Here is a 25,170-nt window from a genome sequence, read left to right as displayed (position 1 = left end):
CGACCAGCAACGGTGCCACTGGGTTCCCGCTTTCGCGGGAATGACGAGGTAAGAGATGACGCAAAACCCCACCTCCCCCGTCTGGCACCCCTTCACCCAGCACGGCCTCGGCGACCCCGTTCCCTTGATCGCCCGCGGCGAAGGCGCGCGCCTTTACGGCCCCGACGGCCAAAGCTGGATCGATGCGATCTCCAGCTGGTGGGTCACCACCCACGGCCACGCCCACCCGCGCATCATGGCGGCGATCCGCGACCAGTCGGAAAAGCTCGACCAGCTCATCTTCGCCGGCTGGACCCACGAACCCGCCGAAACGCTGGCCACCGAGCTGATCCGCATCACCCCCGATCCGCTCACCCGCGTCTTCTTCTCGGATTCAGGGTCGACCAGCGTCGAGGTCGCGCTCAAAATGGCGCTCGGCTACTGGTATAATATCGACGAGCCGCGCAGCCGCATCCTCGTCCTCGAGCATAGCTATCATGGCGACACGATCGGCACGATGTCGGTCGGCGAGCGCGGTGTCTACAACCGGGCATGGCAGCCTTTGCTCTTCGACGTCGACACCATCCCCTTCCCGCACGAAGGCATGGAGCAACGGACGCTCGACGCCCTCGAAGCAGCCTGCGCAGCCAAACCTGCCGCCTTCATCGTCGAACCTTTGATCCTCGGCGCCGGCGGCATGCTCATTTATCCCGCGTGGGTGCTCGCCGAAATGCGCAGCATCTGCGCCCGCCACCAGGTCCTCTTCATCGCCGACGAGGTGATGACCGGCTGGGGCCGCACCGGCACCCGCTTCGCCTGCGATCAGGCGGGCGTCATCCCCGATATCGTGTGCCTGTCCAAGGGCCTGACCGGCGGCAGCCTTCCGCTCGCGGTGACGCTGTGCATCGAACCCGTCTTCGCCGCCCACTGGTCGACCGACCGCGCCAAAACCTTCTATCATTCGTCGAGCTACACCGCGAACCCGATCGCCTGCGCCGCCGCGAACGCCAACCTCGAAATCTGGCGCGACGAACCCGTCCAGCAGCGCATCGACACCCTCGCCGTCGCGCAAGGCGCGCACCTGTCGATGCTCGGCCACGACCCGCGCGTCGCCAACCCGCGCCAGCTCGGCACCATCGCGGCATTCGACATCCACGTCCCCGACGGCGGCTATCTCTCGAACCTCGCGCCGCGCCTGATCGCCTTCTACCGCGACCGGGGGGTTTTGCTCCGCCCGCTCGGCAACACCGTCTATGTCATGCCGCCCTATTGCATCGAGCCCGACGAGCTCGCGCAGGTCTGGAATGCCATCGCGGCGTCGCTTGACGCGCCGGGTTGATCTTCGGATACACTGAAAATCCCCCTAACTCCTTACTGGAGAACGAAAAATGCAAAAACCCGGCCTGTTTCTCGCGCTGCTTCTGATGCTCTTTCCCCTCGGCAGTGCCGAAGCGCGCAAACAGGAACCCGTTGACAGCTATGAGCGCCCCACCGATTGGGTCCCGCTCACCCAGTCGATGACCGAGCTTCTCAATGCAGGGTGGAGGATCGTCGGGTTCAACAATTATGAGACGGAGATGTTCTCCGAAAACATCTCCTCCTATTCCTTCATTCTGTCGAGCGGCAACAAATATGTTCTTTGTTTCATGGTCAATCCGGCGATGAACGACGCCAAATCGAAATGCCGCGCCCTGAATTGAGCCGAAGGCCGCCGCCGTCGGGGGGGGGCATGACAGTTCGGCTTAGGTTCATCTCCACCCGCTAGCGTGGTAAGCAGGGGATGGTCGCCAAGGGAATGCATATTTGCGATGAAACAACCTGCCCTCCTCCTCCCGCTCTTCGCCGCGCTTGCCCTCGCCACGCCCGCGCATGCGTTCGATCAAAGCCTCGCGCAAACCGGCGAGCCGCCGCAGAAAACCTCGGTCCTCTACACCTATGGCAACGACCCCTGCCCCGAGCCCGTGGGCGACGAAATCATCGTCTGTGCGCAGCAACCCGAAAGTGAACGCTATCGTGTCCCCAAGGAATTGCGCGAAGAGTTGAAGGACGACACCCCCGTCGGCGGCGGTTCATGGGCCTCGGCGGTCGAGGGCTATGACAATATCGCCCGCGCCACCCGCCCCAACAGCTGCTCGCCCGTCGGCAGCTATGGCTTCACCGGCTGCACGTCGGCAATGCTGCGCCAATGGTTCGAGGAACGCCGGGCGGCCGACTGATCGCCCGCCCGGAAACCCAGCGTTTCGGTGCGCGCAATTGACGCCGCCCCCTCGCCTCGCATAGCCTCCACGCTTCCGAACAAACAGGAGGCCCCCACATGCGCCGCATTGCTCCCATCGCCATTCTCGCACTCGCCGTCGTCGCGGTTCCCGTCGTCATCGCGCAGGCCCCTTCAGGCGTCCCGGGCGCGCCAGACAAGACACGCGTCACCGCCGGAACTTACGCGGCCGACCCCGGCCACACGATGGTCGTCTGGGAAGTCGATCATTTCGGCTTCAGCAAATATTCGGGCATTTTCGGCGACGTTTCGGGTACGCTCGTCATCGATCCCGCCAATCCCGCCGCGTCGAAGGTCGATGTGACGATCCCGGTGTCGAAGGTCACCACCGCCAGCGCCGGACTCACTGACCATCTGCTGCGCGCCGGCAAGGACGGCGCCAAGGCCGACTTCTTCGGCCCCGACCCCGCCGACGCCAAATTCGTCTCGACCCGCGTCGTCCTCGACGATGACGGCGACGAAGCGAAGGTCACCGGCAATCTCACCCTCAACGGCGTCACCAGACAGGTGACGCTCGATGTCGACTTCCACGGCGCAGGCACCAATCCGTTCAACAAGAAAGCCACCATCGGCTTCGACGCCGAAACCAAAATCCGCCGCAGCGATTTCGGGGTCAATTACGGTATCCCGGTCGTGAGCGACATCGTCGAACTCGAAATCCACGCCGCGTTCGAAAAGCAGTAACAACCTCAATATTCTCGTCATCCCCGCGAAAACGGGGCCCCTTTGGGCCTTGTGCCGCCCAAGCTGGGTCCCCGCTTTCGCGGGGATGACAACGGATTGGGTGTTCATCACTCATCCAGCATCCCGCGCCTAGCATCCCCCCATCAAGGGAGGATCATCATGCGCAAAACCCTGCTACTCGCTCTCGTGCTGACCGCCGCGCCCGCGCTGGCCCAGACCAACCCGCAAATCGACTATCCCGCCTTTCAGGCGCTCACCGTCAGCGTCGGGCCAGAGCGCGCCGCGCGCCTCCTCCCCTTAGACGCCTTCAGGACCGAAGCCGCGAAGCCCGGCACCCTTCTCCTCGACGCCCGCTCAAAGGATGCCTTTGCGCGCGGACATATCGCCGGCGCGATCAACCTGCCACTCACCGACTTCACCGCCGACAGCCTCGCCGCGGTGATCGGTGCCGACCCGAACCGCCCCATCCTCATCTATTGCAACAATAATTTCCGGAACGACGCGGCGCCGGTGCCGATGAAATCGGCCGCGCTCGCGCTCAATATCCAGACCTTCATCAACCTCGTCGGCTATGGCTATCCCAATGTCCGCGAACTCGCCGACGTCGTCGATTTCAACGATCCCGCAGTGGGCTGGGTGAAGGGCTAACCTTCCCCCCAGCCACACCCATGTCACAGGACGGGTTCGGGCGCCTTTGACTCGGCAACGCCCAGCGCATTTTTGTCGGCCGGCGCAGGAACCATGTCGGTCACGCCCGGAAAATCCATGCGCGTCATCACTTGCCCGGCACAGCTATAGGTCGCGCGATTTTCGATCCTCGCTTCGACCATCCGGGCCGCCGCATCGGGCTGAAAACCCGCCATGGCGACTTTGGCTTCTTTGAAATTGCGCGCATAGCCCATACCCGTATGCTCGCCGCCCGTCGAAAGCCGGGCCCCGAGAAAGGGCGACACATCGGCGAGATAGGCATATTCGCCCGCCTTGACCTCGAAAGCCGGGGCACCAAAACAATTGGTCGTGTTGGGCAGAACCGCACCGACGGCGTCGGTTTGCAAAACATACCAGCCCGGCGTCAATTTCACGACCTGCAGTTCGTACGCCGCCTTCTTGTCCTTGCTGACAAATTCGCTGGCATAGGTGGTGTGGTCGCCTTTTTTCTTCCAGTCGCGCGGCTGATAGAAAAGATCGCCATTTTCGCGGTCGAAACGGCGGATCTGGACGCGGCCCGAGCGCCCCGCGCTTCCGGCATCGTTGCGCCGGAATGCGACGACCAGCCCGCCTTCATTGTCCGCCAGTGCAAGCGGCGTCCCGGGATCGACTTTCTTGCCCAGGAACAGCGATGCCGGGCCAGCGAGTGCGCCGTTCATGTTCAGCCCGTCGTCGGCTACCGGGGCGAAACTGGTCATTTCGGTGGTGCCGCCCTCGACTGTCTGCGCACCGACCATCGTCTCGAAATAGCTTTGCCGTTCGGGATCCGTCATCGCGGCGACTTTCGCGGCCTGCGCCGAAGGAAGCTCGACTAGGCGCCATCCCTTGATCAGCAGGCAGTTGCGCCGGTTGGCGCGGCGCATTTGCCCCTCGACGATCGCCGCGCCAATGGCGGCTCCCAGTCCGCCGCCGATACCCGCCGCCAGCGGCGAGATCGCCGGGTTGTATATCGCCGGATTATAGATGGGCACCGACCCGGCCGGCGTCCGCGACCCGCGCGCGATCAAACGGCAGGCCTGCCAATCGGCATCATAGTCCGCCCGGCTGGCGCCCGGCTTGTTGTAAAAACGACTGTCCTTGAGATCGCGCGCCGCATCTTCGGCAATTTCCTCCGGCGTATCCCCATTCGCTTCGGCCTCGCGCGCTGCGACCGGCTGCGCAATCAGCGCGGCAGCCGTCAAAAGCCAGATCGCTTTTTCCATATTTCACTCCCCCATTTTCCCCCGGGCCGAAGCCCGGCTCTTCTGTGATATCATCGACGGACGTGGTCAATCAGTTAAGTCACCGAATACAGAAGTATTTCTATAGAAGCGGGAGACACGACACGGCTTGTTCACGGCGACACGGAGATTCGTGTCTTTACGGATGCTTGCGGAACCCTTGTCGGTCAGGGGCAGCCGGACCCGGCGATCCAGTCATCCGGAAGCACCGATAACGAAAACAAGGCGTCGTGCACTCCAAACTGTCACACGCGCCGCGCAATATGCGCGCGGGGTCTCCCGACCCCGCCTCTTGTTTCACAAGGAGCGCGTGTGATGAGCGAACTGGTACGCGAAATTGTCGAAGTGAACGCCTTCATCGGCGGCGACGAGGAAAATGCCCTGCTGACCGTCGAGGCCGAGGGCCTGGCACCCACTGCGGGCTGGGCGAGCGTCCAGCTCGATCCCCATGTCTATATCAACCCGCCCGCCGACGGCATTCAGGATTTCGATCTCGTCGGAGATCGCCCCTCGGGAGGCGCCCCGGATGCGCCGACCACGGTCGAGGCCGCGTGGGAAGGTCCGCTCGAAGACTGGATGATCGGCATCCGCGTCCACGCCATCGCCAACATGATCGAGGATGAAATCTTCGAACCATGGGGTGACGAGGATGACGACGAGGACGAGCTCGAAGAGCCGGACAGCAAGGCTGCCTGACGGTCTCCCGCGCGCCATCCCCGCCATCGCGGGGGTGGCGCAGCGCGGCACCCCACGCAATTATCCCACCTTCCCCCTTGCCAAACACGACATTTTCATGTCAGAGCGTGGCCATGCGCCACAACGGGCTCCTACTTCTGCGACTTACACGCCCTTGGGCGTGACGATGACGCTGCGCCCACGGTGGCGCGCGATCGCCCAAGGGTAACTCGACCAAAACCACCCTTTCGCAGAAGAACCAAAAGACCATGACCATGCTCCGCGACCCTTCGGTCAAATATCACGCCTTTCCGCAGGTTCCCTTGGCGAACCGCGAATGGCCCGGCCGCGTCACCACCAAGGCGCCGATCTGGCTTTCCACCGACATGCGCGACGGCAACCAGGCGCTGATCGACCCGATGGATGCCGAGAAGAAAGCGCGCTTCTTCGACCTGCTCTGCCGCGTCGGCCTCAAGGAAATCGAGGTCGGCTTCCCCAGCGCGGGCGCGACCGAGTTCGACTTCATCTCCGGCCTTGTCCAGAACAGCCGCATCCCCGACGATGTGACGGTACAGGTGCTGACCCAGTCGCGCGCCGACCTCATCCGCACCAGTTTCGACAGCCTCGCCGGGGCAAAGACCGCGATCGTCCACCTCTATAATGCGGTCAGCCCCGCGTGGCGCAAGATCGTCTTCGGCATGGAAATGCACGAGATCAAGCAGATCGCGATCGACGGCGCGAAGCAGCTACGCGACAATGCCGCGCGCCTGCCGCAAACCAACTGGCGCTTCGAATACAGCCCCGAAACCTTCTCGACCGCCGAAATCGATTTCTCGATCGAGGTGTGTGAAGCGGTGATGGAGGTGCTGCAACCAACCGCCGAAAATCCGATCATCCTCAACCTGCCCGCGACGGTCGAGGCCTCGACGGCGAATATCTACGCCGACCAGATCGAATATTTCGGCAAGAATCTGCCGAACCGCGACCGCGCGCTGATCAGCCTGCACACCCACAACGACCGCGGCACCGGCGTCGCGGCGGCCGAACTCGGCCTGCTCGCGGGCGCCGACCGCGTCGAGGGTTGCCTGTTCGGCAATGGCGAGCGCACCGGCAACACCTGCCTCGTTACCATCGCGCTCAACATGTACACGCAGGGCGTCGACCCGCAGCTCGACTTCTCGAACATCGACGAGGTCATCCAGACGGTCGAATATTGCAACCAGCTCCCCGTCCACCCGCGCCACCCATATGGCGGCGAGCTCGTCTACACCGCCTTTTCAGGCAGCCACCAGGATGCGATCAAGAAAGGCTTCGCCGCGCGCGAACGCCAAAATGACGAAAAATGGGAAGTCCCCTACCTGCCGATCGACCCCGCCGATCTGGGCCGCAGCTATGAAGCGGTGATCCGCGTCAACAGCCAGTCGGGCAAGGGCGGCGTCGCGTGGGTGCTCGAACAGGACAAGGGGCTGAAGCTGCCGAAGAAAATGCAGGCAAGCTTCAGCCATGTCGTCCAGGCGCTGGCCGACGAAACCAGCCGCGAGCTCGGCGCAGAAGATATTTGGGGCGCCTTCGAAACCACCTATCTGGCGGTCGAGAACAAGCGTTTCCAGCTCGTCGACTGGTCCGAAACCCATTCGGGCGCCGACCGCATCTTCGCGGGCAAGCTCATGATCGACGGCACCCCGCGCACCGTCAGCGGCCGCGGCAACGGCCTGATGTCCAGCGTGATCGCCGCGCTTAGCGAGAGCGGCGGCCCGGTGATGGACATCATCGACTATAGCGAACATGCGATCGGCCAGGGCAGCACCGTGCAAGCCGCCGCCTATGTCGAATGCCGCACCACCGCCGGCAAGAGCCTGTTCGGTTGCGGTCTCGACACCGACGTCGCCACCGCCAGTGTCCGCGCGATCCTCAGCGCCGCCAACGGAGCCTGAGGGGTCCCACCCGGGACCTTAAGAAATTGAAAAGAAAGCCGTGCGATCCTCCCCTTTCCGGGGGAGGATCGCCATGCGTCCGCATATCATAGCCATATCGATCGCAGCGGGCCTTGCCTTGGCTGGCTGCACCAAGCGCTGGGAACCAAAGTCGACGGGCCTGAATACGTCCGACCATGCCTGCCCGGGCAAGAAGGCGCCCGCCGTCACCGACTTCGGCGAGGGGGGCGTCCAGTCGATCTATCTTTTCACCATCTCCGGCGCATCGAACAAAGATATCGCCGCCCTGATCGACGGCATGGAAAAGACCGGGGTCGAAGCGGACCTCGGCATGGCGATGGTCTCGATCAACGGTGCCGACACGCTATTCGCCACGAGCGAAACGCCGCTCTCCGATCAGGCGGCGGTCGATGCACAATTCGCCACGATCTGCGCGATCAAGGTCTCGAAGACCTACCTTACCCATGTCCGCTACAGCCCCATCGGCGTGGAAGAAGCTAAGGGCCGCGTTCGCTGATCAAGCCATAACCCTCGCGGCCTGCAGAGGCGTCTTACAATCCGCCCCCCACGACCCCATATGGAAACTATCGCGGCACGCATTCTCGTAAGCCGTCGCGACCGAGAGACAGGCCGTGCTCCCGCTTACGCAAGAGGAGCCGCGCCGCAGTGAATCCCGAACCCCTTCCCGATACAGAGACCGCCCCGCCCGCGTCCACAAGGACGCGCTCGAACAGCTTCTTCCGCAAGGCGCGCGCCCCGCTCCCCCGCGAGGACGCGCGGCGTCAGGGCAATATCAGCCAGCTCGCGTGGCTGACCCTCGGCGGAACGGGCAGCGAAAGCGCCCGCGACACTGCGATCGCCTTCCTCAACACGGAAAACCCTGAACTCGGCGGCCGCCCGCTCGCCATCGCAACCGCGAGCGACGAGGGCTATGCCCGCGTCGCCACCGCCATCCGCGCCCGCGCCGCGCCACCGGTGATGCCATGACCCGCGCGATGAACGTGACGATGCCCGAAAGCGACGTCACCAAATCCTGCAAGACCGCAGGCGTCGCGATCAGCGCGATCGAAACCCTGCCCTCGGGCGGCACCCGCCTTGTCTGCGTCACGATCGAAGACGCCGACAAGATGCGCAAGCGCCTGAAAAAGCACCTGATCGACGGCGCGGTTACCCGCTACCGCTTCTATCGCCCGCCGGGTTCGGTGGGCGGCTATTAGCGTTTAAGCCATAGCATCGAGCCGGAGCGAGCGTAGCGGCGCAAGCCATGCGCTGATCGATGGCAAAGCTCATCTGTGCAGTGACGGGCATCACTGAAATGGTATAGAACCGGCTGATAATACTTGACTTCACCCTCAAGGAGCTTGGTTTCGATGCGAAACACCTACCTCGGCCTCGGCGCGCTGATCCTGGCCGGCCTGTCGAATCCCGCCGCGGCGCAATTGCCCCCCGAACTGCTCGGTGGCGGCGGCGAAACGTCGACGAACTTGCACAGCGAACCCTTTTACAAAGGCGCTGAAGGCTTTTGGGTGCTGATGCGCAAACCCGAAAATGACGGCTACCGCTGCTCGGTGAACTTCATCAGCAACAGCGGGATGTTTGCCATGCACGGCCCGTGGAATGCCGAAATGGCCGAGAAGGGCGTCGGCATGATCTGGTTCGACGGCAAGGATATTCCGAAGGTCGCACAAGCGGGGGCCACCAAAATTACGGTGCGCAGCAAGGATCCGACGCAAATCTATCCCGCCATTCACACGACGATCGGACAGACCGCGACCAACGGCGTGTTCATCCTGATCGTCAACATGAAAGCCCTGCTGGCCGAGAAAAACGAGACCGACGACATCGCAGTCGATTTCGGCGGAAAGCAGGTCTTCAGCACCCAGGTCATCCGCCTGCAGGACGCTTATCGTCGGCTCGGCGAATGCACTTCGGCAAAATCAGCCCGATAACGGGATTCCGGACCGCCCCTTCGCGATCTTCGCAAAACAGATACGAAGGGAACCGGAGGAATGCCGGCGCTAACCGCCGGGAACATTCATGATATCGGCGCAGGCATTGGTGCCGGCGAGGGCGCCGTCGCGGTCGCGGCTGACCGTCACGTCGGCAACCCTTGGCACGCCCTTGTCGTCGGGGAGCAGGACATAACGGACGTTGCAGCTGTCATATCCGCCGGTGACCCGCGTCCCCCCGCTCACGACATTCTGCCACAGGACGCGATTATCATAGGCGCGGCCATAGGACAGGAAACGGAGGCCGCCGGCGCTATCGACCGCGGGCGGGCCGTTCGCCGCGACGACATCCTGTTCGGTCTTTGACATCCAGACGCCAAGGAGCAGGTTTTCGCTGCGCGACAGCTTGCGCTTGCCGCGCAGCGCCGCCGCCTTGGTGACAAAGGCGCTTTCGCTCTGGAAATTGTCGATAATGCCCATCGCCTGCTGCCGGGCCGCGGGCAGCGCCGCCGCAAAGCCGCGCAGCCGTTCCTCGAACGCCGCCTGTTCGGCGGGCGTCAGCTTGCGGCTCGCCATCACCGGCGGCTTCTTCGCGTCCTTCCAGAAATGCGTCCAGCTGAATTCGGCCGCCTCGGCCCAATTATATCCGATCGGCGCCATCAGCACGCCCTCGACTCCCAGTGCGGCCAGATTGCGGGTCACCAGATCCTGCACGATCATGCCATCCTTGGCCGACGCGGCGATCGCCTGGCTCAGCTCGGCTTCCTGGCACGCCAACCGGTAGGCGCGCAGCATCGGATAGCTCGACGTCGATTGCCAGTCGGTCGGCTGCAACGCGTCGCTGTCGTCCTTCTGCTTCGAGCGCGTCCGGCCATTGACCAGACGGAACTGGACCGACGTCGCCGCGGGCAGAACCCATTTGTCGCCCGGCTTTACCCGCTTGCGGCCGTGCGCGGCGGAATAGGGATTGGGGCATTGGAACTGGATGTCGGTTTCGGTCCAATAGGGCTTGTCCGCCGCTTCATAAACCGTGACGAGCTCGATCTCCTTGATGTCGATCGGTCCCATATCGCCGACCGGAGTCCGGTTGGACGAATATTCGTCGGCATAGATGATGACGCGATTAGGCGACATGCCCTGAAGGTCGAGCACCAGCCGGTTGGCCGCCGCCGGGGCCGCAAAGCCCAGCGCCGCTGCCCCGGCCGCCCCGGCTGCCAAAATCGATTTCCGCACCATGCCATCTCCTTATGCTCGCGCCATCTTCCACGATTCGAAGCCTTGAACAAGGCGCACGCCAGCGGCCTTCGACGTCGGAACCCACCACATAACGGCCCTTGCCGACCCCGACGATGCGCGCGATCACAGCCGGACCATCCCGCTCTCTCTTCATCGTCCGCTTCCGGCGCAATCCATGCTATATCCCCTCCCAATCGAAGGAGGATAGCCATGGCGGGTGACCTTGCGATCGTACTCAGCGGCGGCGGTGCCAAGGGCGCCTTTCAGGTCGGCGTCGTCCACGAACTTGTAGTCAATCGCGGCGTCCGGCTCGATATCGTCGCCGGGGTGTCAACCGGCGCGATCCAGGCGCTGGGAGTGGCGCAGGACGATGTGCCCGGGCTGCTCGACCGCTGGCTCGGCATTCGCGGCAATGGCGATATCTACAAGGAACGCCCGCTCGGCATCGCGGGGGGCATATTGGGCGAGGATGCGATTTATGACACCGCGCCGCTGCGCCGGATGCTCAAAAGCTTTGCCGACGATCGGAAATTGCGAGCCAGCGGGCGCAAGCTGCGGCTCGGCGTCGTCAACCTCGGCACCGGCAGTTACCGCAGCATCGACGAAAGCGTCCCCGGCATCCACAATTGGGTCTATGCCAGTTCGGCGATGCCAGTGTTTTTCGACCCGCTCAAAACCACCGCCGCCGACGGAACCGAGGAACAATGGGTCGATGGCGGGGTGCGCAATGTGACCCCGCTCGACGACGCGCTCGAGCTCAACCCGCGCGGCGTCATCGTCGTCCGCGCCTCGCCGCCGCCGCGTCCGGGCGCGGTCCGCCTCTTTCCCAACCTCATCAAGATCGGGCTGCGCGCGGTCGATATATTGCAATCCGAAGTCTCGGCGAACGACACCAAAAACGCCGCGCTGATCAACGATATCATCGCGGCGCGCGAGGCGCAGGCGCGCGCCTTGCAGGCCGCGGGGGTCGGCGGCGGCGCCGCGGCGCACATCTTGCGCCCGCTCGACCTGCAAATCTCGCGCTACCGCTTCGCGCCGATCCGCATCATCGAACCCGAACAGGAAGTGTCGGAAACACTCGAATTCAGCCCGGCAAAGATCCGCAAAGCAATCGACGCCGGCCGCGCGGCGGTCGAGCGCGAATGGAAGGCGCTCGAACCGCTGCTGAGCTAGCGCGCCCGCCCCGCCGCAAGCCCGTCTCGGCTGGCCGGATCGGCATTTCTTCCGCTGCGTCTTTGCCCTTAAGCCGATCGTCAGGGGGGGCGTGCAGAGGAGTAGCTATCGTGAACGCTTCCGTGACCACCGTCGGTGATACCGGCCAGCCGCATCCGGCGAATATCGCGGACAGGGAAGCGACCGCGCTCTTCTGGGGCTTGCAATATTGCCGCGCCAGTACGCTGTCACTGACCCGGCTGGAACTCGCGCTCGAAAGCCGCGACCGGCAACGGATCATCGAGGCGATGGACCGGCTCCACGCCCTCGACGGCGAAATCGAGCGCAAGGTCGCAAGTCTGCCCGCGCCAGTCGGGGCGGAGGCACTCAACGAGCATCTCGGCCGTGAAAAAATGGCGGTCGCCTTCGAAAAGCTCGTCCTCGCCAGCGGGATCAGCGGCCCCGGCCTTGCTTCGCCGCCCACCTCGCTGCCCCAGCCGAGCCGGATCGGGGTGCCGGCGCCCGACATCGACTGGCCTCTGGCCGACGAAGCCCCCGAGCCGCGACTGGTGCGCGCCATCCGCGCCTATGGTCCGAAGGCCGCGCTGCTCCTGACCCTCGCCGCCGCAACCGGCGCGGTCATTTTCGTGGCGCTGTAACCGCCGCTGCTGCCGCAAGCAGAAGCGCCTTGAACGCCGCGGCATCGACCGTTTCGCCCTCATGGACGTCAATCGCGCGCCGGACATTGCCGTCGAGGCTGGCATTGAACAGCCCGGCAGGATCATCGAGCGCCGCGCCCTTGGCGAAGGTCAGCTTAACCTTGTCCTTGTACGTCTCGCCGGTGCAGATCATCCCGCCGCGATACCACACCGGTACCCCGCGCCACTTCCAGTCCTCCACCACATCGGGCAGCGCCTCGTGGATCAGCGCCCGCAGCCGGGCCAGCGTCTCGCCCCGCCAGTCGCCCAGCGCCGCGATCCGCTCGTCGATCAACTGCGACGGGTCTTTTTCCGATATATATTCTGCCATGTCCGGCCTCGCTTTCGCTCAGGGGATCCAGCCGGGCAGCGCCGCCGCCTGCCGGATCCAGCTCGCCATCAACGCCTTGTCGGGCGCCTCATCTTCATAAATATGGAAATATCGCGCCTCCGGGTCCTTCGACCCGACCGGCGGTTCCGGATCGAGCGACGTCCCGCGAAACAGCGTCACCTTGATATATCTGGTGAAGCAATGAAAGGCGATGAACCAGCCCTGCCCCTCGACCCCGTAAAAGGGCGAGTTCCACCGCACCGCCTTCTGCGCCGCCGGGACGGTCCGCATGATCAGCGCATCGAGCCGCTTACCCGCCGCGCTCTTCCAGCCCGGCATCGCGCCGATATAGGCCTGCACCGGAGCATCGCCGTCGCCCTTGGGTATCTGCGGATTACCACCCGACAGCAGAACGGGTTCCTTAGCCACGGCCTGCCCTCCGCCGGACAACATAGGGGAGCGCGAACATGTACAGGCCGGTGAACGTCAGCAAGAACAGTGGCGCAAGCGGCACCAAATACACCCATTCCGCGGGCTGTTTGCCTAGCCCCAACATCGCGAAAATGGCGATCACGACCAGCGTGAACAGCATCGACACCCAGCGATGGAATTGCCGTATCCAGATATTCCAGTTCATCCGTCTCTCCCTTGTCGACCAGGATCAGTCCATTCGTGCCAAAGCTTCCTCCAACCGCCCCACGAAGCGCGGCCAGCCGGCCTTGGCGCCATGATAGGCAAGCTGCTGGTCGGGCTGGAAACCTGTCTGCTCCATGCGCAGCAGCGTGCCCGTCGGGATCGGCGTGAGCGTCCAGGTCACGACGCTCTCCAGCCCCTTGCCCGCCCAGCTATAGGATAGCACCCGCTGCGGCTCGACCTCGATCACTTCGCAGTCGACATCGCCCCACTCGGCGCCAAAACTGAATTTATGCCCCGCAACCGCCGCGACATCGCCCTTCATCAGCCATTCCTCGACCAGATGCGGCATCGTCAGCGCGCGCCAGATTTTTTCAGCCGGGTGCGTGATCTCGCGTTCGACGATCACCGATCGGGTTGCGGTAGTTGCTTCGGTCATTGGTCCATCCTTTTGAGCAAATCCTCGAGCCCGTCAAAACGGCTCTCCCAGAAACCGGTCATTTCCTGCGTCCAGTCGGCAAGCGGCGCCAGCGCGCCGCGCGGCACCCGATAATGCGTCTGCCGCCCCGCCTGCCGATCCAGTACGAGGCCCGCCTGTTTGAGTACGCCCAGATGCTTCGACACCGCGGGCTGCGACACCCCGGCGCGCGCCGTCAGCGCCCCGACCGTCTGCTCGCCGTCGCGGCACAATCGCTCGAAAATGGCCCGCCGCGTCGGATCGGCGAGAGTCTTGAACAACATATCGGACGGGTTTGGCATCACATTCATAACTCTCAGGCTATGAATAATCCATAACCAGTGAGTTATGAATGAGTCAACCAGGAATCGCCCGCCGGGACATCAACCGCCCTCCGCGGCGCAAGCAGCGGCGCGGGCGAGCAGGAAGTTGCGTTCGCCCGCATTGCCGGCAAGGCCGGCCGCCGCCTCGAACTGCGCCTTCGCCTCTTCACGTCGCCCCGTGCGGAGCAGAAAATCACCGCGCGCAGCGGGTAGGGGAGCATAGTTGCGCAGCACCGCCTCTCCCGCAATCGCATCGACAAGCCGCAGCCCGACCTCGGGCCCGAACGCCATGCTGTGCGCCACCGCACGGTTGAGCTCGACCACCGGAGACGGCATCACCTGCCCCAACCGGTCATAGAGCGCCGCAATCCGCACCCAGTCGGTGTCCCCGGATCGCCGGGCCCTTGCGTGGCACGCGGCCAACGCAGCCTGCAAGGCATAGGGGCCATCGGCACCGCCCAACGCCTCGGCACGGTCGAGCGCGGTCAGCCCGCGGCGGATCAGCAGCTGGTCCCAGCGCGCGCGGTTCTGCGCGGTCAGCGGCACGAACCCGCCGTCAGGGCCCGTGCGCGCCGCCAGCCGCGACGCCTGGATCTCCATCAATGCAAGCAGCCCCAGCACCTCGGGTTCGCCCGGCACCAGTCCCGCCAAGATGCGCCCCAGCCGCTGCGCCTCGGCGCACAGCAGTGGCCGGACCAGCGATGGCCCTGCGGTCGCGGAATAGCCCTCGTTGAAGATCAGATAGACGACCTCGAGCACCGAACCGAGCCGCGCCGTCAGTTCGGCCCCGCGCGGCACCGCAAATGCGACCCCGGCCTTGGCGATCGCCTTCTTCGCCCGGACGATCCGCTGCGCAATCGTCGCTTCGTTCGACAGGAAGGCGCGCGCAATCTCCTCGGTCGTCAGTCCGCCAACGAGCCGCAGCGTCAACGCCGCGCGCGCTTCAGGTGAAATTACGGGATGACATGCGGCGAAGATCAGTCCGAGCAGCTCGTCACCCAGTTCATCGTCCAGCGCCGTTTCGATCGTTACTGCGCTCATGTCCGCCTCGTCGTCCAGCTCGCGGGCGATTTCGGCATGCTTGCGCGTTCGCATCGCGTCGCGGCGGATGCCATCGATCGCACGGCGCTTTGCCGCCGCCGTCAGCCACGCGCCGGGCTTGTCGGGCACTCCGGTCTTCGGCCATTCGGTCAGGGCTGCGATCAGCGCGTCCTGCGCCAGTTCTTCGGCACGGTCGACGTCGCGGGTCATGCGCGCCAGCCCGGCAATCAACCGCGCCCGCTCGATGCGAAAAACCGCTTCGATCGCCCGGTGGGTTTCGTCCTCCGCCATGCCCGCCTTGTCCGCGAAGATCGTCGGCAGGGCAAGCATGGCGGCAGACATCGGCGATCATTCGCCGGCAAGTTGGTCGCGCAGCCGCTGCTCCCGCTCCACAATCTCGGGAGTCACCGCCTCGCCAAAATCCTCCATTTCATAGAAAGGACGAATTTCGAGTTCGCTCGGCCCGGGCATCGGATTGGGGCAGCGCTTTGCCCAGGCGACTGCTTCGTCCATATCCTTGACTTCCCAAATCCAGTAACCCGCGACCAGTTCGCGCGTCTCGGCGAAGGGGCCGTCGATCACCGCCCGGCTCGTGCCGTCAAAGGCGATCCTTTTGCCCGCCGACGAGGGTTTCAGCCCGTCGCCGCCGAGCATCACGCCGGCATTGACCAGTTCCTCGTTGAACTTGCCCATCGCCTCGAACATTTCGGTCATCTCTTCCGCAGGCGGAAGGCCCTGTTCGCTGTCCTCGGTCGCTTTCACGAAAACCATCACACGCATCGTCCGTCTCCTTGTTTCCACCGAGCCAACACCGGCCCCGTATCTACACGACGAACGAGGGTCGTCGAAATCGACACGCGAGCAAAAAAATTTCGCTGGTCGGCGACAATCACGCCACGCGCTGGATCGACTCGGTCGAGAAACGCTGACGATATTCGTTGGGCGACAGGCCGGTGATCCGGTGAAAAAGCTTCCGAAAAGCCGTAGCATCCTCATAGCCGACGCTCCACGCGATCTGATCGACCGTCCGCTTGGTGAACTCCAGCAGCTCGCGGGATTTCCCTACGCGCAAATGCTGATAATATTCGACCGGTGTCATCCCCGTGGCGGCCTTGAAACGGCGCTGGAATGTACGCTCTTCCAGCCCGGCTTCGGCCGCCAGTTCGCTGACGCCGCCAACACGGCCTTCCTTCGCCTGCAACAAATGCTGCGCCTTCAACACCGCCTCGTCGCCATGAGTCAGGCGCGGGGCAAAGCTCGCATAATTGCGCTGCTCCCGCCCGCCGGGATCGATCAGCAGAAAACGCGCGGTCTCCATCATCACCGTCGGGCCCAGCAGGCGCTCGACAATCCGCAGTCCCAGATCGGTCCACGCCATCAGTCCGCCCGCGGTCACGATATCGCCGTCGTCGATCACCATCCGGTCGGACTCCAGCCGCACCTCGGGGAAGCGTGTCCGGAACTGCTCCGCAAAAAACCAGTGCGTCGTCGCCGGACGCCCGGCCAGCAACCCCGTCGCCGCCAGCGCAAAAGCGCCGCCGCAGTTGGATGCCAGCGTCGCCCCATGCGCGTGGCGGTCGAGCAGCCAGCGCGCATAGGGTGCAACCTCATCGGCCTCGAGCAGCTTGTGCAAACTCCCCGGCGCGATCAGCACCGTCGGCGAATTATGCTCCGGCTCGTCGGAATGGCTGTCATAACAGCGCGCAAAGCCCCCGCCCTCCTGCAAACGCCAATGGCTGACGCGGATGGGAGCGCGGCCATGATCGACCGCGAAGCGCCCGGCGATGTGGAACAAATCGGTAATCCCGAGGACCATTCCCATCTGGCAGTCGGGATAGAGCATCATCCCCACCTCGACGAGTGCGACCTTCGCGTCAGGCACCTCCAGCTTGGGCATATCGCCTCCTTTGTCGGAATCGGCCTGCATAATGTCGCTTCCGCCAATCCCGATCAAGTCCGTACCGACCTATCTCTTGTCTCACCGGCGGACGCACCGCCTCTCACGACGCGAAAGGACAAGCATCATGACCACGATCACCACCAGGGACGGTACGCATATCTTCTTCAAGGACTGGGGTCCGAAGGACGGACAGCCGATTATCTTCTCGCACGGCTGGCCGCTCAGCGCCGACGCGTGGGACGCCCAGATGGTTTTCTTTGCGAACCAGGGTTTCCGCACCATCGCCCATGACCGCCGCAGCCACGGCCGTTCGGATCAGGTCTGGGAAAATAACAATATGGACCAATATGCCGACGACCTTGCCGAGCTGATCGAACAGCTGGACCTGAAGGACGTCATCCTCGTCGGCCACTCGACCGGCGGCGGCGAAGTCACCCGCTATATCGGCCGTCATGGCTCCGGCCGCGTCGCCAAGGTCGCGCTGATCAGTGCAGTTGCCCCGCTGATGCTCAAGACCGAAGCCAATCCGGGCGGCCTGCCGATCGATGTGTTCGACGGCATTCGCAAGGGCACGTTCGACAACCGCCCCCAATTCTTCAAGGATCTGTCGCTCCCCTTCTACGGCTATAACCGCGATGGCGCGGTCGTCTCCGAAGCGGTCCGCGACGAATTCGTCCGTCAGGGGATGAACGGCGGTCTCAAGGGCCTGCTCGACAGCATTCGAGCCTTTTCGGAAAGCGACTTCAACGATGATTTGAAGAAGTTCGACGTCCCTACCCTCGTCCTTCACGGCGACGACGACCAGATCGTGCCGATCGGCGCCGCGGCGCTCTCGACCGTCAAAATCGTCCAGCAGGCGGTGCTCAAAATCTATGAAGGCGCCGACCATGGCCTGACCGTCACCCATCAGGACCGGTTCAACGCCGACCTTCTGGATTTCATCAATAGCTGATAGAAGATGAGGCGCGGTCCGGGGGGACTGCGCCTCCTCATCAAGGGAGACGTCAGATGACCAGGGAAACCATTCTCATCACCGGCGCATCGGATGGCATTGGCGCCGTCTATGCCGACCGCTTCGCCAGGCGCGGCGCAAACCTGATTTTGGTCGCGCGCCGCGCCGACAAGCTCGCCGACCTCGCCTACCGCCTTCGCGCCGACACCGGGGTCGCGGTCGAAGTGCTCGCTGCTGATCTGGCAAAGGCCGACGACCTCGCGCGCATCGAAATGCGGCTGCGCGAAGACGCCGCGATCACCGGCCTGATCAACAATGCCGGCGTTGCGGGCGAGACCAGCATTGTCGAGGCCGATCCCGCCCACCTCACCGGGATGATCGATCTCAACATCCTCGCGGTGACGCGCCTCGCCGCCGCCATCGCCCCGCGCCTTGCCGCACAGGGCCGCGGTACCCTCATCAACATCACCTCGATCACCGCGCTGATGCCCGACGGCTTCACCGCCGTCTATCCTGCCAGCAAAGCCTATGTCCTCGCCTTTACCGAGGCCCTGCAGGTCGAGCTCGGCGCCAAGGGCGTCCGTATCCAGGCGGTTCTCCCGGGCATCACCCGCACGCCGATCTGGGACGACGCGCAGCTTGCCAATATCCCCGCCGAAATGGTGATGGACGTCAACGACATGGTCGATGCCGCACTGAAGGGCCTCGATCTGGGGGAAGTCATCACCATCCCCGCACTTCCCGATCAGGCCGATTACGACGCCTATATCGCCGCGCGCAGCGCACTTCGTCCAAACCTGTCGCGGTCACAGCCCGCGGCCCGCTACCTCCAGGGAGACGTAACATGATCCTCGGTTTGACCATTCCGCAATTCACCACGCTCCATGTCGCGATCAGCCTGATCGGCATCGGCGCGGGCCTTGTCGCCCTCCCCGCCTTCGTGCGCGGACGTCTGCTCCCCCGCACCACCGGCATTTTCCTGTGGACAACATTGCTCACCAGCCTGACTGGTTTCCTCTTCCCGATCGTCGCCTTCACGCCGGCGCTCGGGGTCGGGATCCTCTCAACGCTGATCCTGATCATCGCCTTCGCGGCCTATTATGGCCGCAAGCTCGCCGGCCGCGCCGCGACCGCCTATGCGGTCACCGCCACCCTCGCACTCTACCTCAACCTGTTCGTGCTGGTGGTGCAGTCGTTCCTCAAAGTGCCTGCTCTTAACGCGCTCGCACCAACCGGGACCGAAGGGCCGTTCGTCGCGGCACAAGGCGTGCTCCTGATCGCCGCCGCCCTGTTCGGCTACGTCGCCTTCAAGGCCGCCCGCCGCCGGACCGCGCCGGTCTGACAAGGTGAAGAAGAAGCGAACAAAGGCGGCTCCGGCCGCCTTTGTCATTTGTTGGCGCCTGTCCGCCAAAGCCCATACCGCCACCGTCCGCGGCCGCATTCGGCGCCCCATTCAACCCCTCTTGCGCGACCTTCCGTTTACGTTAAGGTCAGTTTCAAACCGCAACCGGAGATTGATTCATGGCCCTTCCCCCGATTTTCGACCGCCTGCGCCTGCCCGTCATCGGCTCGCCCTTGTTCATCGTTTCGGGCCCCGAACTGGTCATCGCCCAGTGCAAGGCGGGCATCGTCGGCAGCTTCCCGGCGCTCAATGCCCGGCCACAAACATTGCTCGACGAATGGCTGCACCAGATCACCGAAGAGCTTGCGGCATGGGACCGCGCCAATCCCGACCGACTTTCGGCGCCCTATGCGGTCAACCAGATCGTCCATAAATCGAACGACCGGCTCGAGCAGGACATCGCCACCTGTGCGAAATGGAAAGTGCCGATCACCATCACCTCGCTTGGCGCGCGCGAAGAGCTCAACCAGGCCGTCCATGGCTGGGGTGGCATCACGCTCCACGACGTCATCGACGACCGCTTTGCGCGCAAGGCAGTCGAAAAGGGCGCTGACGGACTGATTCCCGTTGCCGCTGGCGCGGGCGGCCACGCCGGAGTACTGTCGCCTTTCGCGCTGGTGCAGGAAATCCGCACCTGGTTCGACGGCCCCGTCGCACTGTCGGGCGCGATTGGCCACGGCCGCTCGATCCTCGCCGCGCAGGCGTGCGGCGCCGACCTTGCCTATATGGGCAGCGCCTTCATCGCCACGGCCGAAGCCAATGCCGACGAAGGCTATAAGAACGGCATCGTCGCGGGCCGCGCGAGCGACATCGTCTATTCGAACCTTTTCACCGGCGTCCACGGCAATTATCTGCGCCAGTCGATCGTCGATGCCGGCATGGATCCCGACAATCTGCCCGAAGGTGACCTCAAGACGATGAACTTCGGCTCGGGCGGCAACACCAAGGTGAAGGCCTGGAAGGATATTTGGGGATCAGGTCAGGGCATTGGCCCCCTCACCGCCGTTCGCCCGGTCGCCGAATTCGTCGCCGAGCTGGAGGCGCAGTATCTCGCCGCTCGTCGCGAGCTGGAGGCCAAGGTCAGGCTTTGACCGTTCCGAACAGGCGATCGATCGCCTCGTCCAGATAGGGACGATCGGCGAACAGCCGCATCGGATCGCGCCGGTTGAGCCAGAATCCGGTGCCGTGCCGATCGGTCAGCGCGCGCCGCGTGGCGTCCTGCAACAGCCGCAGGCGCATCGCCACGGCGCGTTGCGTTGCGTTGCGTTGCGTTGCGTTGCGTTGCGTTGCGTTGCGTTGCGTTGCGTTGCGTTGCGCGGTGCAGTGCGCAGGTCATGTGGCGCGTGCAAGGCAAAATGCACCCGCACCCGCTCGACCCGTGCCGTCACCACGTCGCTATAGCCATGGTGTGGCCCGCGATGCAGCGCATAGCCCGACGATAGCGCCGCCGCCTCGGACGCGGGCAGCATCAAGCCATTGCCGCCGAAATGCCGCAGCGCAAATCCCTCATCCTCCAGACAGGTGAACATTGCCGCCATCTGCGGTCGTTTTAGCAGCGAAATCGGGACGAGATGATGACGCTGATACCCGCTGCGCGGCGGCGGCGCCCCCTTGCCAGCCGCGCCTTGGCATCAGCGTTGGCGGCCGAACTCGACGCGCACCGTTCGTCGATCGCCGCCGACCGCCGCCAGCCGGATCGTTTCGCCGGGCGCGAGCCCCTGCAGGTCGCGATTGCCGCTGAACCGGCCATTGAGCATCATGTCGAGCGCGAGCCGCGCCAGCCGCTTGATCATCTCCGCCACCGTCCAGCCGGCGGGTATATTTGCCTCCAGCTCCTGCCCGGCGAACCACATCAGCCCGCGCGTGCCGACGGCCTCGCCTTCGTCGCTATCGTGACGCCGAAAGGCCACCAGATGCAGCACCGGCGGCATGCCGCTGGTCAACATCTCCGCGACCGACGCGCGAAATTGCGGTGCATCGGACCACAGACGCGCGGGCGACCAGAAAAGATGACTCGCATCGAACAGGTCGATCAACAACAGCATGGCCTTCAGGTAATCGCGGCCATTTTTGTGCCGCTCCGCTGCGACCACCGGCGTTTCCGTATCCTCGGGAACGAACATCCAGCAATGTCTGCCGTCACGCCAGTCACGCGGCAGACTGGCAGCGAGCAGGCTGGTGAAAGGCTGCGCTGGATCGATCTGGTCGAGCGCGGATTCGTCGGCCGGCTCCGCGACCCACGACAGCGTTCCAAAGTGCAGCCGGAACGCTGGTAGCGAGCGCGCAGGATCATCGCTGTCGATCCGTTCGGGCATCAGCCCCAGATGGCGGATCGCCTGCTCCAGCTCGTCGGCCGATGCCTGGCGCATCGCCGAACCGACGATCAGGGCAAAGGGTGCCGGTGGAACCGGCAGGATCCGCACATCATTGTTGTCGACTGTCATGCTGGTCGCCGACCCTCGTCCGTTCGCGCTTGCATCGCAAGACTGCCGGCAATGTTCAAACCCTTATTGCGGCAATTGGTCCGAAACGGTCGGGCTTCAGATCGCGACCTGGCTTCCCAATTCAACGACGCGGTTGGTCGGCAGGCGGAAATATTCCATCGCGCTTTCCGAATTACGCAGCATCCAGGCGAACAGCTTTTCGCGCCAGATCGGCATGCCCGGCGTCGCCGCGGCGATCAGCGTCTGCCGCGACAGGAAAAAGCTGGTCTCGATCATCTTGAATTCGGCACCGCATCCGGTGACGCGTTTCAGCGCCTCGGGCACATGGACCGGCTGCATAAAGCCGTAATTCAGCACCAGCCGGTGGAATCCCTGCCCCAGATCCTCAAGCGCACAATGATTTTCTTCGCGCACGAAGGGCACGTCGGCGATCTTGATCGTGAGCAGGATGATGCGTTCGTGCAGCACCTTGTTGTGCTTCAGATTGTGGAGCAGCGCGTGCGGCACGCCATCGGAACTCGACGTCATGAACACCGCGGTTCCGGGCACGCGGGTTGCGCTGTTCGCCGCCGATTTCACGAACACGGGGATGGGCATCGCGCCTTCGGCCATCTGCTGCTGCATCAGCTTGCGCCCGCGCGACCAGGTCGTGAGCATCGTAAAGATGGTGAGGCCGATCGCCAGCGGCACCCAGCCGCCGTCGGGCACCTTGATCAGGTTCGCGCCGAAATAGGCGATATCGACGATGAAGAAGACCGCAAGGACCGGCAACGCCTTCCACGCCGGCCAGCGCCACAGGCTGAACAGCACGACGCTCATCAGACAGGTGTCGATGAACATCGCCCCCGTCACCGCGATGCCATAGGCCGCCGCAAGGTTGCTCGACGACCCGAAGAAGAGAACGAGGATGATCACCATCACCATCAGCGCCCAATTGACCATCGGGATATAAATCTGCCCCGCCGCCGACGCGCTGGTGTGCTCGACGCGCAGGCGCGGAATGAAGCCCAACTGGATCGCCTGCTGGGTCAGCGAGAAAGCGCCCGAGATCACCGCCTGGCTGGCGATGATCGTCGCCAGCATCGCGAGGATCACGACCGGGATCCGCCACGCGTCGGGCATCATCTGAAAGAAGGGATCTTGAATCAGCTGGGCACGCGGCCCGGCTTCGGCGGCAAGCACCATCGCGCCCTGCCCCATATAGTTGAGCATCAGCGCCGGCAGCACGAAGCACAGCCACGAGAGGCCAATCGGCTTGCGTCCGAAATGCCCCATATCGGCATAAAGCGCCTCGGCCCCCGTCACCGCCAGCACAACCGCGCCCAGCGCGATAAAGGCCGTGAACCCGTCGACATAGAAGAAACGCAGCGCATTCACCGGGTTCAAGGTTTCGATGATGATCCCGGGCTGATCGACAATATGCATCACGCCCAGCGTCGCGAGCATCAGAAAATAGAGCAGCATGATCGGGCCGAACAACGCCCCGACCTTGGCCGTCCCATGCGCCTGAATACCGAAAAGGCCGATCAGGATCGCGAGCGCGATCGGCACGATATAGGGCTCAAATCCCTTGTTAACATAGCTCAGCCCCTCAGTCGCCGAGAGCACCGACATCGCCGGGGTGATCATGCTGTCACCATAGAAAAGCGCGGTCGCGAATACGCCGAGCAATATGATCGGCCAGGTCCAGCGTTTGCCCGACGATTGGCGACTGATCAGCGCAAGCAGAGCCAGACTGCCGCCCTCGCCCTTGTTGTCGGCCTTCATGATTGTCAGCACATATTTGAACGTGACGACCAGCATCATCGACCAGAACACCAGGCTCAGCACGCCATAGATGTGCAACGGGTCGGGCTCGATCGGATGATGGCCCGAAAATGTCTCTCGAAATGCGTAGAGCGGGCTGGTTCCGATATCGCCAAAGACGACGCCCACCGCGCCGACAGCCAGCTTCAGCTTGCCGTCACCCTGATGGCCATGGCCGTAATGGCCCGTATCGGCGGCAGTCAGGGCGGGACTCGAAGCCCCACCGCCCGCCTGTTGCGACTCAGCAGTCATCGCGCGCCTTTAGACCAGTCCGCGGCGATGGAATAGCACTCAAATCAGGGCCCTGTCGGTGTCGCGGGCGGCAGCTGCGGCCCGAGCGCCTCGCGCAGCTGCGCAAGCCGCATTTCCAGATCGCGGCGCCATGGCGCGTCGGCGGGGCTGCGCGCGAGCAATTGGCTCCACACCGCCTCCGCGCCTTTGAGGTCGCCGCCCTGCGCCAACGCCAGCCCGGCAAAGAAAGGCGGCGCGGGATGGGTCGGATCGCGGCGTGCCGCTTCGTCGAATGCCAAAGCCGCCGCGGGTGACATCACGCCGCCGCCATGCGCGACCAGGGCATTGCCAAGCCCCACCCACAGGTCGACATTGTCGGGATATTTCTCGAGTCCCTTTTGCAACGTCTGGGCGGCCAGCCCTGTCTTGCCGGTACGGGCGAAACCGTCGGACATGCCGAGCCACTGCGCGGCCGGGCCGAAACGATCGGCCATCCCCTTCCGCTGGTCGGTAATCGCCTCGCCGAACCCTTCGGGTTCCGCTGCTGCAGCAACCGGCTTGCCGGGCAGCGAGGGGCTGCCTTCCAGGGCATAGCCGGCGAGGCCCAGCATCACCGCCGCCGCCGCCAGCGGCCGCGCCGCTGCGGGCAGTTTGCCCAGCCAGAAGATCCCTGCGATCGTCAGCAACGCGGCCAATATCACCCACAGCCAGATCATGCCTCGCCCTCGTCTTCGCTATCGCCGCGGCGGAAGCGACCAAAGGCCAGCCAGCCGCCGAGACCGAGAAAGATCAATGGCCCCAGCCACAGCAGCGCCGTCGCCATGTCGAACGGCGGATCATAGGTCACCCAATTGCCATAGCGCGCGACCAGCCATTTTCGAATTTCACCGGGACTTTCGCCCGCTGCAATCTTGCTGCGCACCTCGTGCCGCATGTCACCGGCCAAGGGCGCATCGCTGTCAGCAATTGACTGGCCCTGACAGACGAGACAGCGCAGCTCTTCCATCAACGCCTTCGCCTTCGCCTCTTTGGCGGGGTCGGCAAGCTGCTGATAGGCATAGGGTGCGGGCGGCAACCGGTCTTGCGCCGCCAACGGCGCAGCGATCACGCCGAACAGCGCCACAGCGGCGAGGCGCATGC

The 25,170-nt window shown here is 64.0% G+C and carries 31 protein-coding genes and 2 pseudogenes; 17 read left to right on the top strand and 16 right to left on the bottom strand.

Annotated features, from left to right (window positions below; genetic code table 11):
• The first annotated feature begins 55 nt into the window (after positions 1-55).
• The 5 genes from AC1RRJ_RS02245 to AC1RRJ_RS02225 all read left to right on the top strand — a co-directional run bounded on the left by AC1RRJ_RS02245 (position 56) and on the right by AC1RRJ_RS02225 (position 3,586).
• Positions 56-1,318 (top strand): adenosylmethionine--8-amino-7-oxononanoate transaminase, encoded by a 1,263-nt coding sequence (locus tag AC1RRJ_RS02245; protein ID WP_493120081.1) that lies wholly within the window; start codon positions 56-58, stop codon positions 1,316-1,318.
• Between the two features lie 49 nt (positions 1,319-1,367).
• Entirely contained in the window at positions 1,368-1,679 is a 312-nt protein-coding gene (locus AC1RRJ_RS02240; RefSeq protein WP_493120080.1) for a hypothetical protein, read from the top strand.
• Between the two features lie 108 nt (positions 1,680-1,787).
• On the top strand, positions 1,788-2,195 hold the full coding sequence (locus tag AC1RRJ_RS02235; protein ID WP_493120079.1) for a hypothetical protein: 408 nt from the start codon (positions 1,788-1,790) through the stop codon (positions 2,193-2,195).
• 98 nt (positions 2,196-2,293) lie between these two features.
• Complete coding sequence (locus AC1RRJ_RS02230; RefSeq protein ID WP_493120078.1) at positions 2,294-2,938, top strand: YceI family protein; 645 nt, start codon at positions 2,294-2,296, stop codon at positions 2,936-2,938.
• A gap of 159 nt (positions 2,939-3,097) precedes the next feature.
• Entirely contained in the window at positions 3,098-3,586 is a 489-nt protein-coding gene (locus tag AC1RRJ_RS02225) for a rhodanese-like domain-containing protein (protein WP_493120077.1), read from the top strand.
• A 23-nt stretch (positions 3,587-3,609) separates the two neighbouring features.
• On the opposite strand, the gene AC1RRJ_RS02220 is transcribed toward AC1RRJ_RS02225, so the two are convergent.
• Positions 3,610-4,848, bottom strand: coding sequence for a hypothetical protein (locus AC1RRJ_RS02220; protein ID WP_493120076.1), 1,239 nt, complete (start codon positions 4,846-4,848; stop codon positions 3,610-3,612).
• A 333-nt stretch (positions 4,849-5,181) separates the two neighbouring features.
• Here AC1RRJ_RS02220 and AC1RRJ_RS02215 point away from each other — a divergent pair, with 333 nt between their 5' ends.
• The 6 genes from AC1RRJ_RS02215 (at position 5,182) to AC1RRJ_RS02190 (ending at position 9,424) form a co-directional block, all read left to right on the top strand.
• A complete protein-coding gene (locus tag AC1RRJ_RS02215; RefSeq protein ID WP_493120075.1) occupies positions 5,182-5,562 on the top strand; it encodes a hypothetical protein in 381 nt (126 codons plus the stop codon).
• 248 nt (positions 5,563-5,810) lie between these two features.
• Entirely contained in the window at positions 5,811-7,475 is a 1,665-nt protein-coding gene (gene leuA, locus AC1RRJ_RS02210; RefSeq protein WP_493120073.1) for a 2-isopropylmalate synthase, read from the top strand.
• A gap of 73 nt (positions 7,476-7,548) precedes the next feature.
• On the top strand, positions 7,549-7,992 hold the full coding sequence (locus tag AC1RRJ_RS02205) for a hypothetical protein (protein ID WP_493120072.1): 444 nt from the start codon (positions 7,549-7,551) through the stop codon (positions 7,990-7,992).
• 149 nt (positions 7,993-8,141) lie between these two features.
• Positions 8,142-8,462 carry a hypothetical protein gene (locus AC1RRJ_RS02200; protein WP_493120070.1) on the top strand — a complete coding sequence of 107 codons (321 nt, stop codon included), beginning with the start codon at positions 8,142-8,144 and terminating at the stop codon, positions 8,460-8,462.
• On the top strand, positions 8,459-8,692 hold the full coding sequence (locus AC1RRJ_RS02195) for a hypothetical protein (RefSeq protein ID WP_493120069.1): 234 nt from the start codon (positions 8,459-8,461) through the stop codon (positions 8,690-8,692). Before AC1RRJ_RS02200 ends, AC1RRJ_RS02195 begins: the two co-directional genes overlap by 4 nt.
• A 153-nt stretch (positions 8,693-8,845) precedes the next feature.
• Positions 8,846-9,424: a hypothetical protein gene (locus AC1RRJ_RS02190; protein ID WP_493120068.1), complete on the top strand. Its 579-nt coding sequence runs from the start codon at positions 8,846-8,848 to the stop codon at positions 9,422-9,424.
• A 69-nt stretch (positions 9,425-9,493) separates the two neighbouring features.
• On the opposite strand, the gene AC1RRJ_RS02185 is transcribed toward AC1RRJ_RS02190, so the two are convergent.
• Positions 9,494-10,660 (bottom strand): hypothetical protein, encoded by a 1,167-nt coding sequence (locus AC1RRJ_RS02185; RefSeq protein ID WP_493120067.1) that lies wholly within the window; start codon positions 10,658-10,660, stop codon positions 9,494-9,496.
• 210 nt (positions 10,661-10,870) lie between these two features.
• On the opposite strand from AC1RRJ_RS02185, the gene AC1RRJ_RS02180 reads away from it, so the two are divergent.
• Both AC1RRJ_RS02180 and AC1RRJ_RS02175 read left to right on the top strand, forming a co-directional pair.
• Complete coding sequence (locus AC1RRJ_RS02180) at positions 10,871-11,833, top strand: patatin-like phospholipase family protein (RefSeq protein ID WP_493120066.1); 963 nt, start codon at positions 10,871-10,873, stop codon at positions 11,831-11,833.
• Positions 11,834-11,943: 110 nt separating this feature from the next.
• Positions 11,944-12,471 carry a hypothetical protein gene (locus AC1RRJ_RS02175; protein WP_493120065.1) on the top strand — a complete coding sequence of 176 codons (528 nt, stop codon included), beginning with the start codon at positions 11,944-11,946 and terminating at the stop codon, positions 12,469-12,471.
• Here AC1RRJ_RS02175 and AC1RRJ_RS02170 read toward each other — a convergent pair.
• The 8 genes and pseudogenes from AC1RRJ_RS02170 to AC1RRJ_RS02135 form a co-directional block, all read right to left on the bottom strand.
• Positions 12,452-12,841: a DUF1801 domain-containing protein gene (locus AC1RRJ_RS02170; protein WP_493120064.1), complete on the bottom strand. Its 390-nt coding sequence runs from the start codon at positions 12,839-12,841 to the stop codon at positions 12,452-12,454. The genes AC1RRJ_RS02175 and AC1RRJ_RS02170 overlap by 20 nt on opposite strands.
• An 18-nt stretch (positions 12,842-12,859) precedes the next feature.
• On the bottom strand, positions 12,860-13,270 hold the full coding sequence (locus AC1RRJ_RS02165) for a DUF1801 domain-containing protein (RefSeq protein ID WP_493120063.1): 411 nt from the start codon (positions 13,268-13,270) through the stop codon (positions 12,860-12,862).
• A complete protein-coding gene (locus tag AC1RRJ_RS02160) occupies positions 13,263-13,478 on the bottom strand; it encodes a hypothetical protein (protein WP_493120062.1) in 216 nt (71 codons plus the stop codon). The genes AC1RRJ_RS02165 and AC1RRJ_RS02160 overlap by 8 nt, the downstream gene beginning before the upstream one ends.
• A 24-nt stretch (positions 13,479-13,502) precedes the next feature.
• Entirely contained in the window at positions 13,503-13,913 is a 411-nt protein-coding gene (locus AC1RRJ_RS02155) for an SRPBCC family protein (RefSeq protein ID WP_493120061.1), read from the bottom strand.
• The gene (locus tag AC1RRJ_RS02150; RefSeq protein ID WP_493120060.1) at positions 13,910-14,215 is read right to left on the bottom strand and encodes an ArsR/SmtB family transcription factor; all 306 of its coding nucleotides are present in this window, start codon (positions 14,213-14,215) and stop codon (positions 13,910-13,912) included. Before AC1RRJ_RS02150 ends, AC1RRJ_RS02155 begins: the two co-directional genes overlap by 4 nt.
• 99 nt (positions 14,216-14,314) lie before the next feature.
• Positions 14,315-15,637 (bottom strand): RNA polymerase sigma factor, encoded by a 1,323-nt coding sequence (locus AC1RRJ_RS02145; RefSeq protein ID WP_493120059.1) that lies wholly within the window; start codon positions 15,635-15,637, stop codon positions 14,315-14,317.
• Positions 15,638-15,724: 87 nt separating this feature from the next.
• A pseudogene (locus tag AC1RRJ_RS02140) lies at positions 15,725-16,075 on the bottom strand (YciI family protein); the annotation flags it as partial.
• Between the two features lie 109 nt (positions 16,076-16,184).
• Positions 16,185-17,192 (bottom strand): GlxA family transcriptional regulator, encoded by a 1,008-nt coding sequence (locus tag AC1RRJ_RS02135; RefSeq protein ID WP_493120058.1) that lies wholly within the window; start codon positions 17,190-17,192, stop codon positions 16,185-16,187.
• A gap of 127 nt (positions 17,193-17,319) precedes the next feature.
• Here AC1RRJ_RS02135 and AC1RRJ_RS02130 point away from each other — a divergent pair, with 127 nt between their 5' ends.
• The 4 genes from AC1RRJ_RS02130 to AC1RRJ_RS02115 all read left to right on the top strand — a co-directional run bounded on the left by AC1RRJ_RS02130 (position 17,320) and on the right by AC1RRJ_RS02115 (position 20,640).
• Entirely contained in the window at positions 17,320-18,147 is an 828-nt protein-coding gene (locus tag AC1RRJ_RS02130; RefSeq protein WP_493120056.1) for an alpha/beta fold hydrolase, read from the top strand.
• 56 nt (positions 18,148-18,203) lie between these two features.
• Positions 18,204-18,995, top strand: coding sequence for an SDR family NAD(P)-dependent oxidoreductase (locus tag AC1RRJ_RS02125; protein WP_493120055.1), 792 nt, complete (start codon positions 18,204-18,206; stop codon positions 18,993-18,995).
• Positions 18,992-19,489, top strand: a complete 498-nt coding sequence (locus tag AC1RRJ_RS02120; protein WP_493120054.1) for a hypothetical protein — start codon at positions 18,992-18,994, stop codon at positions 19,487-19,489. The genes AC1RRJ_RS02125 and AC1RRJ_RS02120 overlap by 4 nt, the downstream gene beginning before the upstream one ends.
• A 179-nt stretch (positions 19,490-19,668) precedes the next feature.
• Entirely contained in the window at positions 19,669-20,640 is a 972-nt protein-coding gene (locus tag AC1RRJ_RS02115) for an NAD(P)H-dependent flavin oxidoreductase (RefSeq protein ID WP_493120053.1), read from the top strand.
• Here the strand turns inward: AC1RRJ_RS02115 and AC1RRJ_RS02110 are convergent.
• The 6 genes and pseudogenes from AC1RRJ_RS02110 to AC1RRJ_RS02085 all read right to left on the bottom strand — a co-directional run bounded on the left by AC1RRJ_RS02110 (position 20,630) and on the right by AC1RRJ_RS02085 (position 25,168).
• Positions 20,630-20,794, bottom strand: coding sequence for a hypothetical protein (locus tag AC1RRJ_RS02110; protein ID WP_493120052.1), 165 nt, complete (start codon positions 20,792-20,794; stop codon positions 20,630-20,632). The genes AC1RRJ_RS02115 and AC1RRJ_RS02110 overlap by 11 nt on opposite strands.
• Positions 20,746-21,156 (bottom strand): annotated as a pseudogene (locus AC1RRJ_RS02105) (AHH domain-containing protein); the annotation flags it as partial. The gene AC1RRJ_RS02110 and the pseudogene AC1RRJ_RS02105, both read right to left, overlap by 49 nt.
• Before the next feature lie 24 nt (positions 21,157-21,180).
• On the bottom strand, positions 21,181-21,993 hold the full coding sequence (locus tag AC1RRJ_RS02100) for a hypothetical protein (protein WP_493120051.1): 813 nt from the start codon (positions 21,991-21,993) through the stop codon (positions 21,181-21,183).
• 96 nt (positions 21,994-22,089) lie between these two features.
• A complete protein-coding gene (locus AC1RRJ_RS02095) occupies positions 22,090-24,051 on the bottom strand; it encodes a potassium transporter Kup (protein ID WP_493120050.1) in 1,962 nt (653 codons plus the stop codon).
• A 44-nt stretch (positions 24,052-24,095) separates the two neighbouring features.
• Positions 24,096-24,746: a tetratricopeptide repeat protein gene (locus AC1RRJ_RS02090; protein WP_493120049.1), complete on the bottom strand. Its 651-nt coding sequence runs from the start codon at positions 24,744-24,746 to the stop codon at positions 24,096-24,098.
• Positions 24,743-25,168 carry a cytochrome c-type biogenesis protein gene (locus AC1RRJ_RS02085; protein WP_493120683.1) on the bottom strand — a complete coding sequence of 142 codons (426 nt, stop codon included), beginning with the start codon at positions 25,166-25,168 and terminating at the stop codon, positions 24,743-24,745. Before AC1RRJ_RS02085 ends, AC1RRJ_RS02090 begins: the two co-directional genes overlap by 4 nt.
• Between the last annotated feature and the right edge of the window lie 2 nt (positions 25,169-25,170).

Source organism: Sphingopyxis sp. GW821-FHT12C06, from assembly GCF_058807415.1.
The sequence above is the reverse complement of the archived record's forward strand: the minus strand, read 5'-3'. Positions and strand labels throughout refer to the sequence as shown.

Bases quoted from the DNA above. Each gene is read 5' to 3' on its own strand.
- AC1RRJ_RS02245 (WP_493120081.1), top strand. From the start codon at position 56: ATGACGCAAAACCCCACCTCCCCCGTCTGGCACCCCTTCACCCAGCAC.
- AC1RRJ_RS02240 (WP_493120080.1), top strand. From the start codon at position 1,368: ATGCAAAAACCCGGCCTGTTTCTCGCGCTGCTTCTGATGCTCTTTCCC.
- AC1RRJ_RS02235 (WP_493120079.1), top strand. From the start codon at position 1,788: ATGAAACAACCTGCCCTCCTCCTCCCGCTCTTCGCCGCGCTTGCCCTC.
- AC1RRJ_RS02230 (WP_493120078.1), top strand. From the start codon at position 2,294: ATGCGCCGCATTGCTCCCATCGCCATTCTCGCACTCGCCGTCGTCGCG.
- AC1RRJ_RS02225 (WP_493120077.1), top strand. From the start codon at position 3,098: ATGCGCAAAACCCTGCTACTCGCTCTCGTGCTGACCGCCGCGCCCGCG.
- AC1RRJ_RS02220 (WP_493120076.1), bottom strand. From the start codon at position 4,848: ATGGAAAAAGCGATCTGGCTTTTGACGGCTGCCGCGCTGATTGCGCAG.
- AC1RRJ_RS02215 (WP_493120075.1), top strand. From the start codon at position 5,182: ATGAGCGAACTGGTACGCGAAATTGTCGAAGTGAACGCCTTCATCGGC.
- leuA (WP_493120073.1), top strand. From the start codon at position 5,811: ATGACCATGCTCCGCGACCCTTCGGTCAAATATCACGCCTTTCCGCAG.
- AC1RRJ_RS02205 (WP_493120072.1), top strand. From the start codon at position 7,549: ATGCGTCCGCATATCATAGCCATATCGATCGCAGCGGGCCTTGCCTTG.
- AC1RRJ_RS02195 (WP_493120069.1), top strand. From the start codon at position 8,459: ATGACCCGCGCGATGAACGTGACGATGCCCGAAAGCGACGTCACCAAA.
- AC1RRJ_RS02190 (WP_493120068.1), top strand. From the start codon at position 8,846: ATGCGAAACACCTACCTCGGCCTCGGCGCGCTGATCCTGGCCGGCCTG.
- AC1RRJ_RS02185 (WP_493120067.1), bottom strand. From the start codon at position 10,660: ATGGTGCGGAAATCGATTTTGGCAGCCGGGGCGGCCGGGGCAGCGGCG.
- AC1RRJ_RS02180 (WP_493120066.1), top strand. From the start codon at position 10,871: ATGGCGGGTGACCTTGCGATCGTACTCAGCGGCGGCGGTGCCAAGGGC.
- AC1RRJ_RS02170 (WP_493120064.1), bottom strand. From the start codon at position 12,841: ATGGCAGAATATATATCGGAAAAAGACCCGTCGCAGTTGATCGACGAG.
- AC1RRJ_RS02160 (WP_493120062.1), bottom strand. From the start codon at position 13,478: ATGAACTGGAATATCTGGATACGGCAATTCCATCGCTGGGTGTCGATG.
- AC1RRJ_RS02155 (WP_493120061.1), bottom strand. From the start codon at position 13,913: ATGACCGAAGCAACTACCGCAACCCGATCGGTGATCGTCGAACGCGAG.
- AC1RRJ_RS02150 (WP_493120060.1), bottom strand. From the start codon at position 14,215: ATGTTGTTCAAGACTCTCGCCGATCCGACGCGGCGGGCCATTTTCGAG.
- AC1RRJ_RS02145 (WP_493120059.1), bottom strand. From the start codon at position 15,637: ATGTCTGCCGCCATGCTTGCCCTGCCGACGATCTTCGCGGACAAGGCG.
- AC1RRJ_RS02135 (WP_493120058.1), bottom strand. From the start codon at position 17,192: ATGCCCAAGCTGGAGGTGCCTGACGCGAAGGTCGCACTCGTCGAGGTG.
- AC1RRJ_RS02130 (WP_493120056.1), top strand. From the start codon at position 17,320: ATGACCACGATCACCACCAGGGACGGTACGCATATCTTCTTCAAGGAC.
- AC1RRJ_RS02125 (WP_493120055.1), top strand. From the start codon at position 18,204: ATGACCAGGGAAACCATTCTCATCACCGGCGCATCGGATGGCATTGGC.
- AC1RRJ_RS02120 (WP_493120054.1), top strand. From the start codon at position 18,992: ATGATCCTCGGTTTGACCATTCCGCAATTCACCACGCTCCATGTCGCG.
- AC1RRJ_RS02115 (WP_493120053.1), top strand. From the start codon at position 19,669: ATGGCCCTTCCCCCGATTTTCGACCGCCTGCGCCTGCCCGTCATCGGC.
- AC1RRJ_RS02100 (WP_493120051.1), bottom strand. From the start codon at position 21,993: ATGACAGTCGACAACAATGATGTGCGGATCCTGCCGGTTCCACCGGCA.
- AC1RRJ_RS02095 (WP_493120050.1), bottom strand. From the start codon at position 24,051: ATGACTGCTGAGTCGCAACAGGCGGGCGGTGGGGCTTCGAGTCCCGCC.
- AC1RRJ_RS02090 (WP_493120049.1), bottom strand. From the start codon at position 24,746: ATGATCTGGCTGTGGGTGATATTGGCCGCGTTGCTGACGATCGCAGGG.
- AC1RRJ_RS02085 (WP_493120683.1), bottom strand. From the start codon at position 25,168: ATGCGCCTCGCCGCTGTGGCGCTGTTCGGCGTGATCGCTGCGCCGTTG.